The 19,496-nt window shown below is 42.7% G+C and carries 16 protein-coding genes, 1 pseudogene and 1 riboswitch; of the genes and pseudogenes, 6 read left to right on the plus strand and 11 right to left on the minus strand.

Annotated features, from left to right (window positions below; translation table 11 throughout):
* Window positions 1-16 precede the first annotated feature (16 nt).
* From LC048_RS09975 to LC048_RS10005, 7 genes are all read right to left on the minus strand, one after another.
* Entirely contained in the window at window positions 17-982 is a 966-nt protein-coding gene (locus LC048_RS09975; RefSeq protein WP_306050131.1) for a glycine-rich domain-containing protein, read from the minus strand.
* Window positions 983-1,104: 122 nt separating this feature from the next.
* Complete coding sequence (locus LC048_RS09980) at window positions 1,105-1,305, minus strand: cold-shock protein (RefSeq protein WP_053475815.1); 201 nt, start codon at window positions 1,303-1,305, stop codon at window positions 1,105-1,107.
* Between the two features lie 285 nt (window positions 1,306-1,590).
* Window positions 1,591-2,841 (minus strand): ATP-binding protein, encoded by a 1,251-nt coding sequence (locus LC048_RS09985; RefSeq protein ID WP_306050133.1) that lies wholly within the window; start codon window positions 2,839-2,841, stop codon window positions 1,591-1,593.
* Window positions 2,842-3,324: 483 nt separating this feature from the next.
* Window positions 3,325-4,002, minus strand: a complete 678-nt coding sequence (locus LC048_RS09990; protein ID WP_226600935.1) for a hypothetical protein — start codon at window positions 4,000-4,002, stop codon at window positions 3,325-3,327.
* A gap of 112 nt (window positions 4,003-4,114) precedes the next feature.
* Window positions 4,115-5,074, minus strand: coding sequence for an ArsA family ATPase (locus LC048_RS09995; protein ID WP_226600936.1), 960 nt, complete (start codon window positions 5,072-5,074; stop codon window positions 4,115-4,117).
* Between the two features lie 11 nt (window positions 5,075-5,085).
* Window positions 5,086-5,349, minus strand: a complete 264-nt coding sequence (locus tag LC048_RS10000) for a cory-CC-star protein (protein WP_226600937.1) — start codon at window positions 5,347-5,349, stop codon at window positions 5,086-5,088.
* A gap of 58 nt (window positions 5,350-5,407) precedes the next feature.
* Window positions 5,408-7,150, minus strand: a complete 1,743-nt coding sequence (locus LC048_RS10005) for a carbon starvation CstA family protein (RefSeq protein ID WP_306050135.1) — start codon at window positions 7,148-7,150, stop codon at window positions 5,408-5,410.
* A 249-nt stretch (window positions 7,151-7,399) separates the two neighbouring features.
* On the opposite strand from LC048_RS10005, the gene LC048_RS10010 reads away from it, so the two are divergent.
* The 6 genes and pseudogenes from LC048_RS10010 (at window position 7,400) to LC048_RS10035 (ending at window position 17,640) form a co-directional block, all read left to right on the plus strand.
* The gene (locus LC048_RS10010; protein ID WP_306050137.1) at window positions 7,400-9,025 is read left to right on the plus strand and encodes a M4 family metallopeptidase; all 1,626 of its coding nucleotides are present in this window, start codon (window positions 7,400-7,402) and stop codon (window positions 9,023-9,025) included.
* Window positions 9,026-9,395: 370 nt separating this feature from the next.
* A riboswitch (SAM riboswitch) is annotated at window positions 9,396-9,508 on the plus strand.
* 178 nt (window positions 9,509-9,686) lie between these two features.
* Window positions 9,687-10,802: a methionine biosynthesis PLP-dependent protein gene (locus LC048_RS10015; protein WP_226600940.1), complete on the plus strand. Its 1,116-nt coding sequence runs from the start codon at window positions 9,687-9,689 to the stop codon at window positions 10,800-10,802.
* On the plus strand, window positions 10,799-11,983 hold the full coding sequence (gene metC / locus LC048_RS10020; protein WP_306050139.1) for a cystathionine beta-lyase: 1,185 nt from the start codon (window positions 10,799-10,801) through the stop codon (window positions 11,981-11,983). The genes LC048_RS10015 and metC overlap by 4 nt, the downstream gene beginning before the upstream one ends.
* On the plus strand, window positions 11,980-13,842 hold the full coding sequence (locus LC048_RS10025) for a bifunctional homocysteine S-methyltransferase/methylenetetrahydrofolate reductase (protein ID WP_226600942.1): 1,863 nt from the start codon (window positions 11,980-11,982) through the stop codon (window positions 13,840-13,842). The genes metC and LC048_RS10025 overlap by 4 nt, the downstream gene beginning before the upstream one ends.
* A pseudogene (gene metH / locus LC048_RS10030) lies at window positions 13,823-17,275 on the plus strand (methionine synthase). Before LC048_RS10025 ends, metH begins: the two are co-directional and overlap by 20 nt.
* Window positions 17,276-17,421: 146 nt before the next feature.
* Window positions 17,422-17,640, plus strand: coding sequence for a hypothetical protein (locus tag LC048_RS10035; protein WP_226600944.1), 219 nt, complete (start codon window positions 17,422-17,424; stop codon window positions 17,638-17,640).
* A 22-nt stretch (window positions 17,641-17,662) separates the two neighbouring features.
* On the opposite strand, the gene LC048_RS10040 is transcribed toward LC048_RS10035, so the two are convergent.
* The 4 genes from LC048_RS10040 to LC048_RS25035 form a co-directional block, all read right to left on the minus strand.
* Window positions 17,663-18,013: a hypothetical protein gene (locus LC048_RS10040; protein ID WP_306050142.1), complete on the minus strand. Its 351-nt coding sequence runs from the start codon at window positions 18,011-18,013 to the stop codon at window positions 17,663-17,665.
* 35 nt (window positions 18,014-18,048) lie between these two features.
* Entirely contained in the window at window positions 18,049-18,204 is a 156-nt protein-coding gene (locus tag LC048_RS10045; protein ID WP_226600946.1) for a hypothetical protein, read from the minus strand.
* Between the two features lie 110 nt (window positions 18,205-18,314).
* On the minus strand, window positions 18,315-19,016 hold the full coding sequence (locus LC048_RS10050; protein WP_371932022.1) for a VanW family protein: 702 nt from the start codon (window positions 19,014-19,016) through the stop codon (window positions 18,315-18,317).
* Window positions 18,961-19,326, minus strand: coding sequence for a hypothetical protein (locus LC048_RS25035; RefSeq protein ID WP_371932023.1), 366 nt, complete (start codon window positions 19,324-19,326; stop codon window positions 18,961-18,963). Before LC048_RS25035 ends, LC048_RS10050 begins: the two co-directional genes overlap by 56 nt.
* Window positions 19,327-19,496: the final 170 nt, after the last annotated feature.

Here is a 19,496-nt window from a genome sequence, read left to right on the forward strand (position 1 = left end):
GCAGGCTTTTTCATATTTATGACGAGCATCCTCCCCCACAGCTCGAGCAACTGCTGCTGGAACAGCTGTGGCTGACCCCGTCATTATTTGAATCATGTAGGTCTCCTGAGCCGCAAAAAACGGCAGTGCAGCCTGAGGTTCCCTGCGTCTGGTGTGAATAAGCGTATTCTTGAGTATATTTCCAATATTCATCAAAGTAATGGTAAGAATAAAACACCATAACCAGGCTCAATCCTGATAAGTCACCGTAAAGTCCCGGCCTTTCGAAATACCCTTTACGATCAACTTTGTACATTTCTTGCGTCTTTCTTAGTTGTGACCTAAACTGTTTGGTTAAATAATTCACCAGCTCCTGATTATCCTCAGTAACCTTGAAAAATTGCTGTTTCAGCTCATCGTCACTAAGTGAATCGATTTTTTGGAGTAGCTGCTGATCAAGTGGATAATGGAAAAAGTCTCCCCATGTCTGCCACGTGTATTCTGTTATTTCAAATAGCTGAGAGAATACCCAATCAAAGATTGCCCTTTGCTGTGGTGCTGGTTCTGGTTCCAAGTTCGGCGTATGATGGAGCATGCTGCCAAGATATTTTTCAGAAAAAACTTCATATTGTTTCGTGAACATCAGCATCTCATGCCAAACCTCATCAATCTTGCTGCTGAACATTGGTGTGCTTTTCATAAACGAATTAAGGAAGAAATACCGTTTTAATTCAAATAATCGCCATTCAAATTCATCATCGGAAATCTCGGGATGTTCGCTTAAAAATCGAAGTTTCACTTGGTTTAAAAAATCATAAGAAAGTGATTTCTCTAATTTATTCAAGATATTAGAACCAGGAACATCTGCAAGTAAGCCAAGGTGTTCCGGGATGTTTTCCTTCATTAAAACTTTCTTTTTGACTCGATTTGTGGAAAAATAAGCAATGGCAAAGAGAATCCCTGCTCCAGCCGCGATTGTTATGAAAACACCATTGTTATACACCTCACCTAGTGGAATAGTTGTTACTGGATATTACGTTTTTCATTATGGAAAAGTTTCAAAATAGAAATTTTGCTACTTAAAAAGCTCAGCCAGATGGCTGAGCTATAATGTCAATTTAAGAATTATAGTTTCGTAACGTTAGCAGCTTGTGGTCCTCGAGCACCTTCCACAACCTCAAAAGATACTTCCTGGCCTTCTTCTAATGATTTGAAGCCTTCTGTTTGAATAGCAGAGTAATGTACGAAAACGTCATTTCCGTCTTCAGCTTCAATGAATCCAAACCCTTTTTCCGCATTGAACCATTTAACTTTACCGTTTTTCATATGAAAACATCCTCCTAGTCGGCCGAACAAGCCATGATTGATATTTAGCAAATCACAACGACTAGTTCCTCATACATGACCTATTCAAACGTCTACAAACATCAGAATAAGCAAATTGCAAAGTGCCTAATACGTGTGCAATCAGCTAATTTCAATATAGCAACGATGGATTTTATTGTCAACGAAAGACAATCCTGACAAGTTGTTAAGTATGAACCAGGGAGCAGCTCTCCATTAATAATTTTTGAAAATATCAAAATGACATGAAAGTATTAGAAGGATTAGTTACTTTTCTTCTGATAAATTGCTGAAACGAATATGGAAGGTTGTCCCGATACCAACCTGGCTTTTAACTTCTACTTTCCCTCTCATTGCACGAATGATGCTGAAAGTTACCATCATGCTAAGTCCTGTTCCGTGCTGTCCTTTTGTCGTGTAATATGGTTCTCCCAATCGGGCGATCTGCTCTTCTGTCATCCCGACTCCTGTATCTCTCACAAGGATATGGATTACAGTTCCGGTGCGGAAGGTTTGAACAATTAGTTCCCCGCCGTTTGGCATAGCCTCCAAACCGTTCTTGAACAAGTTGATGAATGCTTGCTTGAATTTAGAACGGTCCCCTGATATAAATAATTCAGGATTGTATTTAGTCCTTATTTTTACTCCATTAAGGTTAGCCAAAGGATTAAGCACATTGAGAACCTGATTCAATTCCTTATCGACTTCGATTTCCTCTTCCTTTTCAAAAGCAGTCCTGGCAAAAGTAAGATAGTCATTAATGACCTTTTCAGCACGAATCAATTCCTGGACCGCAATATCGATGAACTCCTTTTTCTTTTCATCCGGATAGTCTTTCTCACCGAGCAGCTGCAGAAATCCTTTCACAGTTGTCAGTGGATTACGTATTTCATGAGAAATTGCTGCACTTAAATGACTGACGGCTTCAATTTTATCCGCCTTCGCTAGCCTTTGTCGGATAATGAAGGTTTGACGAATTGTCTCAATAGAATAGCTTACTAGACCTGAAGTTAATGCGGGAATCAAAATGAAGCTGATCCAAGCTTCTGGATGTTTGATTGGTTCACTAACTACTGTAACCAATTGCATTAGTACAAACGAAGTGATGACGGTCACCAAAACAGAGATCCCGACCCTGCTGTTCAGAGTAAGCCTGTTAAACCAGGGATGAATCCATTTTAGAATGAGTGCAAGGCCTGCAAAGACCCCCACCGACACCCAGAAACCTTCGTTTATGCCTAAAAAGCCTCTCATTAGGATAGTGACACCTGCAAGGAGAAAACTATATCCTGTATAAAGACTTCCAAGAATCATGGGCACCTGTCGAAGATCAAAGTTAATGCCATCCTGAACTTGTACCGAAAAAATATAGCATGTAAAAATCGATATAATGAAATAGAATAATTGATATCGTTCTCTGTTCTTTTCCTTCAATTGCCTTTCGATAATTAACTGTATAAAGAACAGAAGGACAAGAAGAAGTGAGAGATTCATTAATAAATGTTTTGTAGTTTCCAATGCAACACCACCATAAGTACTAATTAAGATAGTATTATAATCCAGTGCGTAGCGCAAATTTTATCCAATTTCACCTTTCTATTCCATACCTTTTTAAAAAATGGGTGGATGATTTGATACTGTGGATAATCATTATATTGCTTTTGCTCATACTTATTGATGTTATAAGGCATCACAAGAAGATTAATAGGTTGAATACTTGTCTGAACCCTGTGACAGTTGGCTGTACTTAAACTGTACAAACCAGAAGCACTGCATGAAAATTGGGCTCTCGAACAGGTAAATAACAAATATGTTCAAAATGGATATTCTCTAAAGGTTAACAACCTTGAGGAAGCACGACGTTAATTCCCAGATTTAAAAAACGATTCGCTACCCTATTACGCTATTTTCAATCATGAAAGATTGCTATACCGCTCCCCCTTTTACCCCTCCTGCTATACAAAAAAAAACAGCCTCACGTAGAAGCTGCTTGAAGTCAAATCAATTTAACTTTTTCTCAATTTGTTCGCGGGTCATTTCTATTTTTCCAGGCAATACGAATAGATATTGAATTAGATCCTCCAATAAGTCCATGATCAGTTCTGTCATTTCATCATCCATCTCAGTTTCCAGCTCAAGCATTTTATAAAGACCGCCTCCAGATGCCATCAATGGACTTAATGAACTGACTGGTTTAACTAAATTGATATGGTCCGGAAGAATTTCGAATTGCTGGTCAAGAGTCAGGCCTTTGGCTTTTTCGCCTAAAAAGTTTTTAAGCACATTTTCTATGACACGCTTGGCGAGTACAGCAGTCGCAGCATTCTCTTTTGAATGATGCACACTGACCGCAGATTTGTAAGCCCTAACCAATTCTTCAGGTATCTTTGGAATGTGTTCGATCTGGCTTGACGGATTTGTCGTGCTATGGGGATCATATATGTACACATCAGGCTGTGTCTCTTTATCCTTTGTAATGATTATAAATGGGACACTTTGTTTGCATGAGGGGCAAGCACTTTCCGTCATCAATCCATGTTTGCTGCTCTGATAGGTGGATTTAAGGACAAACTCAACTTTTTCTTTGCAATCTGGACAAATATTTTTAATGCTTTTAGGGACCTTCAAATGTCCGAACTGACTGTACGCTGTAATCGAGCCGGGAAAGATTCGCCTCATTTTAGTGCCCCTCTCTATAAATCAAATTTAAATAATTGTTAATTTCCATACTGTTTTCAAATTTATCCATATTTTTATATAACCCTAATATATAAAATGGAAACACCAAATTTTATCTATGGTTCAAATGGTAATCAATTTGTTTTCCTAAAAGACCTGATATAAGTTCCAATGTGGTCAGAGAAGAAATATCGTACTCAAGAAGCGGCAAGTAAATTTTTCTCTGATTCTTGAATTTGTCTTTGATTTCATCAAGATATACTCGCTCGTTCACTCTTCGTTGCTCCATGAACCTTCCATCTGCTTCATCAGGGATGACTTTATTGATAACGACCGAATGAACATGTATTCCATGCTGATGCAAAGTTTCGATAGCCTTGCTCGTTTCCAGGATTGGCAGACGCTCGCCGTTAAGCACAAATACATACTCGGTTTGTGTGTGATCAAGCAGGACTTCTCTTACACGCTTGAATCGGTTTTTCCGTTCATTAAGCTTATCATATAAAGGATCCTCGCTCATTTCACCATCGTTCATCCACTGTGCGTAATTCTCATTCGCTTTTTTGCGCCGTTCCAACAGGCCGTCCATCCAGACACCCATCAATTCCGGAAGTGTCAGGAGCCTGATTGTATGACCGGTTGGTGCTGTGTCAAATACTATGCCGTCATAGTTTGCAATTTCCTCAAGAATCAGTGAGGTGATTTTATCAAACAGCGCCGCTTCTTCTGCCCCAGGCGAGGATGCGGCCATATCAATCTGTCTGTTGACCTCTTCCAGCATCGTCGCTTTGACCAGGCCTTTCAGGTTGCCTTTTACTCCATTGATGTAATTCCTTGATTCCTGTTCTGAATCAATTTCCAGTACGTCCAGGTTCTCTGTTGCTCTTTGGATTTTTCCCCCGCTGAAGTTACGATGAAATAAATCGCCTGTGTTATGGGCGGGGTCCGTCGAAACCAGCAGTATCTTTTTCCCTTTTTGCGCAAGAAAAAGCGCCATTGCCGCGGATGTTGTGCTTTTGCCAACGCCGCCTTTTCCTCCGATAAAAAAGACCTTTTTTTCCAGCATTTCCAATACAGTTCCTCCTAACAGCAGCGTATTCCTTCTAGTGGGGATTTTTCCATCCCTGCTCTCAGATGCCAATCATGAAAACGCTCGATGATGACAGGATAGAGTTCAAGCGTGTAATAAAACGCCGGGTTCGGCAGGCCGAGCATTTCTGAAAAGCAAAGCAGCATAAACAGGTCCTCTTCATCCCTTAATTCACGAGCAATTTCAGTCCTGTGCGGCTGTCTGAGAATCTCGTCATATAATGCTATGGCTCGCTTGAATTGATCGTAAAAACCCATCGCGCTTACCTCCCTTTCAAAAATAACAATAGAGACCGGTAGCCCGGTCTCCACTGCATTACATTTCCTTGCTCAATGGCGGCGGGTTATTCCTGCTGAAGGCTGAGATTGCCTCGATGATGATCCAGAATACAAATATCAGAATCAGTCCTCCAATACCAAAGAGCAGCATGTTCAGCTCACCGTTTCCATATCCGGACCACTGGAAAACGACCTGCTGAATCATTGCCCAAAGAGTCATGAAGAATACGAAAACCATCGGGATGAAAGTCACTAGATAGTTTCTTCCCTGACGTTTCAGCCAAATGGAAACAAGCAGAAGGCTGACTCCAGCCAAAAGCTGGTTGCTTGTTCCGAACAGCTGCCACAATAAGTATCCCCCGGAACCGAATCCATTAGGTCCTTTTGGCAATAGAACTAGGGCAGCACTGGAAACAACCGCAACAGTTGTAGCCACATGAGTCTTTGTCAGAGCCTTGACATTGTACTCGCTTCCGATTTCAGCGATGATGTAGCGCATTAATCTTACTGACGTGTCCAAAGTTGTTGCGGCAAAGCTGACAACAATAATTGAAACAATCGTCCTTGCAATGTCAGCTGGAATCCAGATCCCGGTCGCAAGCTGGGCGGCGCCATTGATGAAGTTGCCAAGACCGCCTGCGCTTGCAGCAGCAAAACTAGAATATGCAGCAGTGAAATCGGCTTTTGTCGCAAACACAGTAACAACAGCAATAATGGCAATAAGGGCAAGGACACCTTCTCCAACTGCACCAAGATAACCGACAAAGCGGGCATCCGTTTCTTTTTCCAACTGTTTAGAGGATGTTCCTGAAGAAACAAGTCCATGGAATCCAGAAATGGCACCACAGGCAATTGTAATGAATAAGAGCGGGAACCAGGAAACGTCCGTGGCTGCACCGTTCATTGCTGGTGCTGTAACCTTAGGCTGAAGGAAAATCAATCCTGCATACAAAATGAACAAGCCTACAACCAATTGATGTGAATTAATATAATCGCGTGGCTGTAGAAGCTTCCAGACAGGCAGAGTCGAGGCAATGTAAACATAAACCATCAACACGAGAATCCAGACCAAGAATGCCATGGATACACCACTTAGTCCAAACATGACGGTATTCTCCGCACCGCCAAAGTAGTTAACTAGATCGATTTGCAATGCCGGAACACGGCTGGCAAGAATGGCTGCCCCATACATGACGGCCAGTGCGATCAAGGAAGGCAGGAGCATTCCCTTCTTCTTTTTATAAACAGCATAACCAATCCAAATTGCAAGTGGTATCTGTAGGAATACGGATAGAACACTCGCGGGGAATTTTACAAACAAGTTGGCAATGACCCATGCAAAAACGGCGTTAACCATCAACACAAGGATTAAAATAATGAATAAGAACATGATTTTTGCACGTTTTCCAATCAGCTTGTTTGTGATTGTACCGACTGACTGTCCTTTATTTCTGACTGAAAGGACTAGAGTTCCGAAGTCATGGACACCTGCTGCGAATACTGTACCCAATGTCACCCATAGGAATGCAGGAAGCCATCCCCAATACACGGCAATCGCTGGCCCAACAATTGGAGCTGCCCCGGCTACAGACGTAAAGTGGTGTCCCCAAAGGATCATCTTCTTTGTTGGGACAAAGTCAACCCCGTCCGAATATTGGTGTGCCGGTGTCACGTAATTCGGATCGAGGCGGTAAATCTTTTCAGCTACCCACTTTGAATAGAAGCGGTAGCCGATTGTAAAGACGATCATTCCGATCACGGCTAACCATAAAGAGTTCATTTTTTTACCTCCTTTTTTATGAGTTGGTACTACAACTTAATAATAAGAAGATGTTACTTAATTAGTCAATAAATTCTGACTACATTACAATGAAGTTTATGATAGCGCCCTTCTTTAGCTAAAAAATTTTCCCAACATACAAATTCGACATTTTGCGACTTAGTTGTTGAAATGTTCAGATTATTAGAGTATAAATATGATAATCTACTAATGATTATTAGCTAGAATTTGATTTTAGGAGGAGTTTATTTGAAAAAGAAAGTAGTTTCCTTGAGTCTAACGGCAAGTTTAGCATTAAGTGGATTGGTTGCGGCAACAGGCTTTGCGGCTCCAATGGATTCATCTTCAAAAAAATTCACTAAAAGCCATGGCGCTCCTGAATTTGTTGCAGGGAAGCTGACGAATCCATCTCAAAAAGCAGCAAAGGAAGTTGTTCTTGGATACTTAAAAACATCAAAGGGTAAATACAACCTTGGAACAAATGATAGTTTCGTCGTTAAATCACAGGAAGCAGATCAGCTTGGTGGAGATGTAGTCCGACTGCAACAAGTATATAACGGTGTCCCTGTCTGGGGAGCAACACAGGCTGCAAGAGTGGACGAAACAGGAGTTCTTAAAGTCTTCAACGGAACAGTCAGCAAAGGACTCGATAACAAAATCCTAAAGGCATCAAATAAAAAATCCCAAAGAGACGCTATCTCAATTGCTGAAGTGGACTTAGGATTGAAACCTGATTATGAAGTAGCCCCTTCTGCTGAATTGGTTGTTTATCCTGGTGAGGACCAAGCAGTGTACGCATACCATGTCACTTTGAATTTCCTTAGTCCTGAACCTGGGAATTACCAGTACTTTGTCAACGCTGCAACTGGGGAAATCATCAATAAATACAATGCTCTTCACACTGCCGGTAAAAATAATCCTTCAGTGAGTGGAACGAACACTGTAGGTTCTGGTGTCGGAGTCCTGGGTGACACGAAATCATTGAACACTCTCCTTTCCAATGGTTCATATTATTTGCAGGACAATACTCGCGGAAATGGTGTCTTCACTTATGATGCAAAAAATAGGCAGAGAACCCCTGGTTCCCTATGGTTGGACGCCGATAATAACCTGAATGCAGCTTATGACGGTGCAGCTGTAGATGCCCACTATGCAGGCCTAACTTATGATTACTATAAGAATACTTTTGGCCGCAATTCATATGACAACAAAGGCGCAGCGTTGAAATCTACTGTGCATTACGGCAGAAGCTATAACAATGCGTTCTGGAATGGCCAGCAAATGGTGTATGGTGATGGAGATGGCACGACCTTCATCCCGCTTTCCGGTGCGCTTGATGTTGTGGCGCATGAACTGACTCACGCAGTGACGGATTTCAGCTCTGACCTTGTTTATCAGTACGAATCTGGTGCTCTGAACGAAGCGATTTCCGATATCTTCGGCACGCTTGCTGAATTCCATGATAATAATAACCCTGACTTTGAAATCGGCGAAGACATCTACACACCAAACAAAGCAGGTGACGCCCTTCGTTCGATGAGCGACCCAACAAAATACGGCGACCCAGATCACTACTCTGTACGTTATACTGGCACTTCCGATAATGGCGGTGTCCATATCAACAGCGGCATCATCAATAAAGCTGCATACCTTCTGAGCCAAGGCGGTTCACATTATGGAGTATCGGTCCCAGGCGTAGGAACGAGTAAAATGGGTGCGATTTTCTACCGTGCAAACACAGTTTATTTTACTTCTTCAACAAACTTTAGTCAGGCAAGAGCAGGATTGGTACAAGCAGCTAAAGACCTGTATGGATCCACTTCGGCAGAAGTCAACTCTGTCAATAAAGCATTTGATGCAGTAGGAATAAATTAATAGCTTTATATTTAGCGAGACTGGCTCATTTAAAAACGTGGACCAGTTTTTTTTTGTTAAGCGTACACTTTTTTAAGTGTGGCTAACTGCAGGTAGTTTTCTTAATCAAGCTCCAGCGCCCAGACCCTCGAGACGCTTCGGTCCTGGGAATGAAGCCCCTGTTCCACGAAAAGCTGTCATAAAAACAACAGAATCTTGACTGCTTCACCTACATATCCAGAAAAGCTGTCAAAATAGAATCCCTATGCCAGGCTAAACTTTACACCATAGTTACTTTTCACCTATTTACTTCACCGCTTTAATTTAATGATTGACATTCCGTATTAATAGCTGTACTATTTAGAGAAATTTAATAATTCAATATTATGACATCTTATCCAGAGAAGCTGAGGGTTCTGGACCTGTGAAGCTTCAGCAACCTTCAACCATTTTTGTTGAAAAGGTGCTAATTCCAGCAAGTTTTTAAAACTTGGCAGATAAGAAGAATGGCTATTAACTGTAAAGTCTTCTTCTAAAGAAGGCTTTTTTTGTTTTATTAGGGACCTCACACTGCACTGACTTTTTGGATCATTGTAGATTAAGCCCCTTTTAAGTCGATAATCTCGTCTTTTCCCCTAAAACAAAAACTGCCGTCTGACTACAACCAATAGGAGTGAGCAAATTGGCAGAAATGGATACGAAATTAGCCCAGCTTGGTAACAGAAGTGAAACATCTACAGGAGCGGTCAATCCACCAATCTATTTAACGACCGCCTACCGCCATGAAGAGATTGGACAGTCCAGCGGTTATGATTATGTGCGCACCGGCAACCCGACTCGCGAAATTCTTGAGAACGCGATTGCAGACCTGGAGGAAGGTGACCGCGGCTTTGCCTGCAGCTCAGGAATGGCAGCAATTTGGACAGTTCTCTCCTTATTCGAGCACGGGGATGAATGGATTGTCTCAAAAGATTTATACGGGGGCACTTATCGTCTCCTAGAACAAGGCTTCAGAAAGTGGGGATTAAATAGTACATATGCAGACATGGCGAATTTAAACGAAATCAAATCAGCGATCAATCATAGTACGAAGGCTCTTTTTGTGGAAACCCCGACGAATCCGCTCATGGAACAAGCTAATATTGAAGCAATAGCAAAAATAACAAAAGAACACGGTATTTTATTGATTGTGGATAATACCTTCTATACTCCCCTGCTGCAAAAACCAATCACACTTGGAGCGGATATCGTCATCCACAGTGCCACGAAATATCTTGGCGGGCATAATGATGTCCTTGCTGGTCTGATTGTTGCCAGGGGACAGCAGTTATGTGATTCTCTTTTCCTTCATCAAAATGGCGGCGGTGCGGTATTAAGTCCATTCGATTCCTGGCTGCTTATCCGCGGGATGAAGACTCTGGCATTAAGGATGGAACGACACGAGCAAAATGCCAGGGAACTTGTGGATTATTTACAGGGGCACAATGCAGTGAGAGATGTCCTGTATCCCGGAAGAGGCGGGATGATATCCTTCAGGGTTCACTCCTCTGCCATGGTCAATCCATTTTTAAAAAGTCTTTCCACAATCACTTTTGCTGAAAGTCTCGGCGGTGTCGAAAGTTTCATTACCTACCCTGCAACCCAGACTCACGCCGACATTCCGGCTGAAATACGTGAAAAAACCGGTGTGTGTGACCGACTTCTCCGATTTTCGGTTGGAATCGAGAACATGGAAGATTTGATAGAGGATTTGGAAAAAGCTTTTAAAAAGGCGCTTCAGGAGGCAGAAGTTCTATGACTCAGCGATATACATTCGAAACCCAGTTGCTCCATAACAAGCATAAAGTCGATCCAGCAACTGGCGGAGTCAGCGTACCGATCCAGCATGCCTCCACCTTCCATCAGCAATCTGCAGAACAGTTCGGGAAATATGATTACAGCCGCAGCCTTAACCCGACAAGAGAAGCGCTTGAGGAAATCATCTCCGAACTCGAGGGCGGTGTAAGGGGCTTTGCCTTTTCTTCTGGGATGGCTGCCATCTCAACTGCCTTTTTGCTTCTTTCGCAGGGAGATCACGTGATCGTGACCGAAGATGTTTATGGCGGGACTTATCGGATGGTTACACAGGTATTGAACCGTTTTGGAATTGAGCATACTTTTGTCGATATGACTGATCTTGACGCGGTGGAACAAGCGATGAGGCCAAACACAGCATTGCTTTATGCAGAAACACCTTCTAATCCGCTGCTAAAGGTATCAGATATTCAGGCTATCAGCGATATTGCAAAGAAAAACGGCGCCTATACATTTGTCGACAATACTTTCATGACTCCCTACTTGCAGCGACCGTTGGAACTTGGAGCTGATATTGTCCTTCACAGCGCGACAAAGTTTCTGTCCGGCCACAGTGATACAGTCGCAGGTCTGGCAGTAGTTAAGGATGAAGAACTGGCAAACAGGCTTTATTCCCTGCAGAATTCTTTCGGGGCTGTCCTCGGGGTCCAGGATGCATGGCTTGTTATGAGAGGTATCAAAACCCTGTCAGTCAGAATGAATCAATCTCAGGAAAGCGCAAAGAAAATTGCTAGCTTTTTAAAAGATCAGCCTTTAATCAAGAATGTCTTTTACCCTGACCTTGCAGATCATCCGCAGTCAGAGCTTCAGATACAGCAGGCATACGGGCCCGGTGCGGTTCTTTCCTTTGAAATTGAAAATGCTGAGGTTTTATCCAGATTTATAGAACAAGTGAAACTGCCTGTTTTTGCAGTCAGCCTCGGAGCGGTAGAATCCATCCTTTCCTACCCTGCAAAAATGTCACATGCAGCAATGCCACCGGAAGAACGGCAGAAACGCGGAATCGGCGATGGCCTCCTTCGTTTATCAGTCGGACTTGAAAGTGCAGATGACTTGATCGCAGACATTGAGCAGGCTTTGAATTGCATAGGAACTTTAAGCCTACATAAGGAGGAAGTCAAATGAGTTTCCTGAAACGCCTGGAAAATGAAATCTTAATCGCAGATGGAGCGATTGGTACTCTCCTCCACTCATACGGAGCCGGTACCTGTTTTGAAGAATTGAATATTTCCCATCCTGATGACATCATACGAATTCATAAAGCTTATATAAATGCCGGTGCCGATCTTATCCAGACGAACACATACGCAGCCAATTATATAAAACTCGAAAGATATGGACTCGAGGATCAGGTAAAAGAGATTAATAGTGCCGCAGTGAGACTCGCCCGTCAGGCAGCAGGCACAGATGCATACGTCCTTGGCACGATTGGCGGGAACCGCGGAATAAGACCTTCTGCCCTTCCTATTGAGGAAATCAAACGAAGCTTCAGGGAGCAGCTCTACTGCCTTCTCCTTGAGGGTGTGGACGGAATATTGCTCGAGACATTTTATGATATGGAAGAAATCGAGACGGTGTTGGAGATTGCCCGAAAGGAAACGGACCTTCCAATTATCGCACAGGTATCCCTTCAGGAAATTGGAATCATGCAGGACCAGACTCCGCTTCAGGAAGTTTTCAATAAACTCGAGGACCTCGGCGCGGATCTAGTCGGCCTTAATTGCAGGCTTGGCCCCCATCATATGATTTCAAGTCTGGAGCAGATAGAGCTGCCTTCAAAGGCCTTTTTGTCTGCCTATCCCAATGCCGGTTTGCCGGCCTACACTGATGGAAAATTCCATTATGAAGGCGATCCAGAATATTTCAGGAAGTCAGCCCACAATTTCCGTGAACAGGGTGTCAGGCTGATTGGAGGCTGCTGCGGAACGACTCCTGAACATATTAAAGCATTTGCTGATGAGCTAAAGGGTTTGCAGCCAGTATCAGACAAGAAAATCCCTGCAAAGAAACCCAAAATTGTTATCACTCCCGTTGATGTAAAAAGGCCCTTAGCTCCACTGCAAAAGGTGGTAAAAGAACGACAATCGGTTATCGTGGAGCTCGATCCACCTCGAAAGCTGGATACTACTCGATTTTTTGAAGGAGCAAAAGCACTAAAGGATACAGGAATTGATGCCTTGACCCTTGCTGATAATTCACTTGCTTCACCAAGGATTTCGAATGCGGCAATCGGGCAGCTTGTGAAAGAAAAAGTCGGCTTGCGCCCGCTAGTGCATCTAACATGTCGCGACCGCAACATCATAGGACTTCAATCTCATCTAATGGGTTTGCATACACTTGGGCTGCATGACTTGTTAGCCGTAACGGGTGATCCTGCCCGCGTAGGTGATTTTCCTGGTGCGTCGTCTGTTTTTGACGTCTCTTCCTTCGAATTAATTGAGATGATCAAGCAATTTAATGAAGGCCTCTCCTATTCTGGAAAAGATTTAGGACAAAAAGGTGCATTCTCGATCGGTGCTGCTTTCAATCCAAATGTTCGTTCCATCGAGAAAGCCGTTGCAAGAATGGAAAAGAAAATTCGTGCTGGTGCACATTATTTCATCACCCAGCCAGTTTACTCTGAAAAAATGCTATTAGACGTCCATGAAGCTACAAAGCATATAGATGCTCCTGTTTATATCGGGCTGATGCCGCTAACGAGCAGCAGAAATGCTGAATTCCTCCATAATGAGGTTCCCGGTATCAAGATTTCACAGGAAATCCTTGACATAATGGCGAAATTCGATAATGAACCGCTCCAATCCAAAAAGGAAGGCATAGCGATTACAAAAGGTTTGATTGAGTCTGCAGCAGAATTGTTTAACGGAATCTATTTAATTACTCCTTTTATGAACTATGAAATGAGTGTCGAGTTGTCGAGCTACGCGAATGAATACAGCAGCCGTCTTATGAGGAGGAATCAAAATGTCAACCTTGTTAACTGAGCAGATGAGAAAAAAGATCCTGATCATGGACGGAGCGATGGGAACGATGCTCCAGCAGGCAGACCTGACTCCGGAGGATTTTGGCGGTGAAGAATATGAAGGCTGTAATGAAATCCTGAATTTAACTGTACCGGAAGTGATTGAAAAAATACATTGTGAATACTTTGAAGCTGGTGCGGACATCGTTGAGACCAATACCTTTGGAGCTACAAGACTGGTTCTTGATGAATATGACCTGGGCCACAAAGCGTACGATATTAACAATGTAGCCGCACTGATTGCCAGGAAGGCGGCCGATGATGCATCCTCTCCCTCACAGCCCCGTTTTGTGGCTGGTTCCATGGGACCGACAACCAAAACACTTAGCGTGACTGGTGGTGCAACCTTCGAAGAAATGTCTGCTTCCTACGAAGAACAGGCTCTTGGCCTGATTGATGGCAATGTCGACTTGCTATTGCTTGAAACAAGCCAGGATCTGTTGAACGTAAAAGCAGCTTTTACAGGAATTCAGCGTGCATTTCAAAAAATTGGCAAAGAGCTCCCTCTGATGATCTCTGCCACCATCGAACCAATGGGCACTACACTAGCTGGCCAGTCAATCGAAGCTTTCTATATTTCAGTCCAGCATATGAATCCGATTGCGATTGGACTGAATTGTGCAACAGGACCGGAATTCATGCAGGAGCATCTGCGTTCACTGTCCTCCCTTTCCACTTCGGCAGTCAGCTGTTATCCGAACGCGGGCCTGCCTGATGAAGAAGGTCAATATCATGAAACGCCTGATACGCTCGCTCAGAAGCTCTCCGATTTTGCCCGTGAAGGCTGGCTGAATATTGTCGGTGGCTGCTGTGGAACAACGCCGGCACATATAAAGGCGATTTCTAAAAAAATGCAGGGGCACCAGCCAAGGCAGACGGAAGAAAACAAACTGCATATGGTCTCAGGGATCGAGCCATTCATCTATGATGATCCAACATTAAGGCCTATCATGGTTGGTGAACGTACGAACGTAATTGGTTCCCGAAAATTCAAACGTCTGATTTCGGAGGGTAAAATAGAAGAAGCAGCAGAAATCGCAAGGGCACAGGTGAAAAATGGAGCCCATGTCATCGATATTTGCCTGGCTGATCCGGACCGTGATGAGCTTCATGACATGGAAGAATTCATTAAAGAAGTTGTTAAAAAAGTTAAGGCTCCCCTCGTGATCGATTCAACCGATGATGAAGTAATTGAAAAAGCCCTGAAATATTCTCAGGGTAAGGCGATTATTAATTCTATCAATCTGGAAGATGGCGAAGAACGATTCGAGTCTGTTGCCCGCCTCATTCACAAATATGGTGCTGCTGTCGTTGTTGGTACGATTGAAGAAGAGGGAATGGGTGTTTCTGCTGAAAGGAAATTGGAAATTGCCAAACGATCATACGACTTGCTCGTCAACAAATATAACGTACCGGCACAGGACTTGATTTTTGATCCGCTCGTCTTCCCTGTCGGCACCGGGGATGAGCAATATATTGGCTCAGCTAAAGCAACAGTAGAGGGAATAAGGTTGATCAAGGAAACTTTCCCAGAAACACAAACAATCCTTGGAATCAGCAATGTTTCCTTCGGCCTCCCTCCTGTTGGCCGCGAAGTACTAAATTCGGTATTTCTTTATCACTGCACCCAGGCAGGTCTTGACTACGCCATTGTGAATACGGAAAAGTTAGAGCGGTTTGCTTCAATCAGTCCTGAAGAAGTTAAAATGGCTGAACAGCTGTTATTCCATACAACAGACGAGACACTTGCGGATTTCACTGATTTTTACCGGGATAAAAAGAAGGAAATCAAAAGCACCCTGCCTGATATGAAACTAGAAGAAAGACTGTCCTATTATGTGGTTGAAGGTACGAAAGAAGGCCTTCATCCAGATCTTGATCTCGCACTGGACATCTACTCTGCCCCATTGGATATCATCAACGGTCCATTGATGGATGGAATGAAAGAAGTTGGCAGACTGTTCAATGATAACCAGTTGATTGTGGCCGAAGTCCTTCAGAGTGCGGAAGTCATGAAGGTTGCGGTGTCTTATTTAGAGCCACATATGGAGAAAAATGATACAACCGCTGCAAAGGGAAAGGTACTTCTCGCAACTGTGAAGGGTGACGTTCATGATATCGGCAAAAACCTTGTGGACATTATCCTCAGCAATAATGGTTATGATGTAGTCGACCTGGGAATCAAGGTTACGCCAACTGCCCTCATTGAGGCGGTTAAAAAGGAAAAACCGGATATAATAGGGCTCTCAGGTCTTCTTGTTAAATCCGCCCAGCAGATGGTACTGACTGCCCATGATATGAAGCAAGCAGGGATAGACATTCCGATACTTGTTGGTGGTGCTGCTTTATCAAGGAAGTTCACAGATTCAAAGATCGCCAAGGAATATGACGGACTTGTATTGTATGCAAAAGATGCGATGAACGGTTTGTCTATCGCGAATCAACTCCGAGAACATGATGGATATTCACAATTTTTAACGGAACAGAAAGCAAAGCAAGAAGCAGCCGTGAATAAGCAGGATTTCACCCAAGCAGGATGGAAATCTGCCACAACCGTTTTGGAGCGTCCCCAAGCGATGGCCAAGGCTCCGGTATTCATTCCGCAGGATACAAAAAGGCATCTTGTTAAATCCTACTCTCTTTCTCATATTGAACCCTATATCAACCAGCAAATGCTGCTTGGGCATCATCTCGGGTTAAAGGGAAAGGTAGAAAATTTGCTTGCTGAGGGTAATGATAAGGCAGTCAAGCTATATGAAGTTGTCCAAAGCCTTTTAAAGGAAGCCAAGTTAAATGAGTGGATTAAACCGGCTGCGGTTTATCAGTTCTTCCCTGCCCAGTCTGATGGAAACAGGCTTTATATATTTAATCCAGAACAACCTGATCAAATCCTGGAAACCTTTGACTTTCCACGCCAGGAGGTTGCTCCAGGACTTTGCCTGGCCGATTACGTTCGATCCGTGGATGATTCCAAAAAGGATTACGTCGGGATGTTCGCAGTCACAGCAGGTGCAGGAATTCGCCAGACAGCAGTACAACTGAAAAACGATGGCTGATTCCTGGAAAGCCATGCCCTCCAGGCACTTGCCCTTGAAACGGCAGAAGGGTTCGCCGAATTAATCCACCGCCAAATACGTGATCTATGGGGCTTTCCAGATACGCCGGATATGACAATGAAAGACCGTTTCGCCGCCAAGTATCAGGGGCAGCGATTCTCATTTGGATATCCTGCATGCCCAGATTTGGAAGATCAACGTAAACTCTTCAACTTGATTGAACCAGAAGATATTGGTATTAATTTGACTGATGGATACATGATGGAACCTGAGGCATCAGTTACGGCTATTGTTTTTTCTCATCCAGAGGCAAGGTATTTCAATGTGATGAAAAACTAGTAGAATAGACGTTTCAGCAAGAGGGCTTTTCCCCTCTTGCTTTTTCCTATTTTCTAATTTTTTTATTAAAGGTTGGCTTTAAAAATGGATAAATAATCACTTATTGGTAAATATTATTTCCATGAAGAAATCCTGGAGGTTTTTTTATGGAATACCAACATAACATGGAGTTTGAAATCCGAAATGGTTTTTTACCGAATATGAACAATTCAGACAGATTGAAGGTTTTAGAGGTTTCAGACAGCAGCGTGATCATAAAAATGAACAAAGCGGAGAATCGAAGTGTTTTTCCAGTGGATAATTTTGATTATTGGATTAAACGCGGCTTATTAGTGAATGTAAATGAAAAGAGACGTACATCCTAAACATGAAAACAGCGGAGTGATTTCACCCGCTGTTTTCTTTAGTTATGCTGCTAATGAAAATAATCCCTGAGGCAATCATTGATATTTGAAACGTAGAATATGTTCCTATCATAAAATCCCGCACAGGATAAGAAGTCGGAATGAACCAGAAGAATGAAAAATAGATCAATGGCAGGGTCATGAAAATATTCTTAAACCAGTTGAATCTCCATTCCCCTTCCTTTTGATATTCCTTCAATAACCCTGGGATTCCAAGATAAACTCCAAGAGGAAAATATAAAATAGTAGCAAGAATACTCCAGGGATAGAGTCTAAAGGTTTCCATTCCGATATTTTCAAATTTTTGCTGGAGGTTTCCAATCACAATCAGCAAAATAATAAAACCTGTCAAATACAATAAATACCTTATTATTTTGATTTATTCTCCCTCCTTAACGAGTTAATCCACTGAAGCTTAGTGAAATCTGGATAAAGCTTATATGTTTCTCTAAAATCATCTTTCCGCTTCATTTCTTCCTTCTTTGTATTCCAGATATATTCTAAAGCTAAGTAATTAAAATCCATATTGTTCGCCTCCCTTGTTCTTAATTCAAGAATAAGGGAATTCAATAATGGAAACATTCACCATCAGATTGATTCTTTCTACGCCTTTTGGCGGAATTGCTTTAAGACTGTTAAATGCCTTTTTTCATTTGTGCTTCGTACACTTTTGATGTTCTCACTTCTACGGTCAAAGTACCTTTTCCTATTATTGCTTTCAGTAAAAGTGGTACGCCTGTTGTGTTTTCGAACTTAAAATCCTTCCCTCCATAGGATACTGTAGCGTCCCTTCCTTCTGGAACATAGCCAACAGATAGAGAATGATGATGCTTCTCCACATATCCAACACCAAGAACATCAACAGCATTATATAAAGTAGAAGAAGTCTGGCAAATGCCGCCTCCTATCCCCATGACCAGCTTTTTGTTGACAATTTCTTCAGCAGGCTGATATCCATGGGCTTCATCACTCGGACCGACAGTTGTGTTAAAGGAAAACACATCCCCTACGCCCAGAATCACATTGTTAATTGCTTCCGCTGACAGCTCAATGTTCTTTGTTCTGCCTGCAACCCCAGCGTTAAAATAAGTTGTATACTTCCCAACAATAACCTCGCCGAGCTGGGCAGCATCATTGAATTCATATGCGCTTGCCGTTACATAAAGTGGAAGCTCTACGTTTCCTCCTTTTTCTGAAGCCAGGATGATACTTTCAACCAGCTCTGCTTCCTCCAGAATAATCAAAGGTGTCCCTTTAATCACCTGGCCATCTGGGCCCAGTTTATCCGGAATCATCCTCTGGTCGTATCCAGTTGTCGTCCCTCCGCCGCGAGCCAACTCTCGGGGCCCATTTCTCCAATTCCGCTTTATACTTTTCATTGTCAATTCCGTAACCCATCTCCGCCGGTGTAAGAGATCGAATCACTTGTTGATTCACAGGATCGATCACATTTACTACAATAGGTTGAACCTCTTCTTCTTCAACAGGATCCTTTTCTTCATTAGCATTTCCCTTTTCTTGCTCGCCCTCCTGTTCAATGACCTTATTCACTTTCTCAACTTTCTTTGCAGTAGGTTCCGAACAGCCAACCAATCCAATGAATACCGCAACAACCAACAGCCAAATTATCCTCATATTTCTATCCATGTGACCCCCATCATTCCTCTATATATTAAAAATCAACATTTCATTATATTCAGGAATACTTTTCCATATTTCATAAAAGTACTCTCCAAAATAAAAATTAGTGCTTAAGTCTTCACATATCAAAGAAAAAAAGATAAAATACATATAAACCAATAAGAAAGGTCGGATTT

The organism is Mesobacillus subterraneus, from assembly GCF_020524355.2.
In the GTDB taxonomy this organism is placed as follows: domain Bacteria; phylum Bacillota; class Bacilli; order Bacillales; family Cytobacillaceae; genus Mesobacillus; species Mesobacillus subterraneus_C.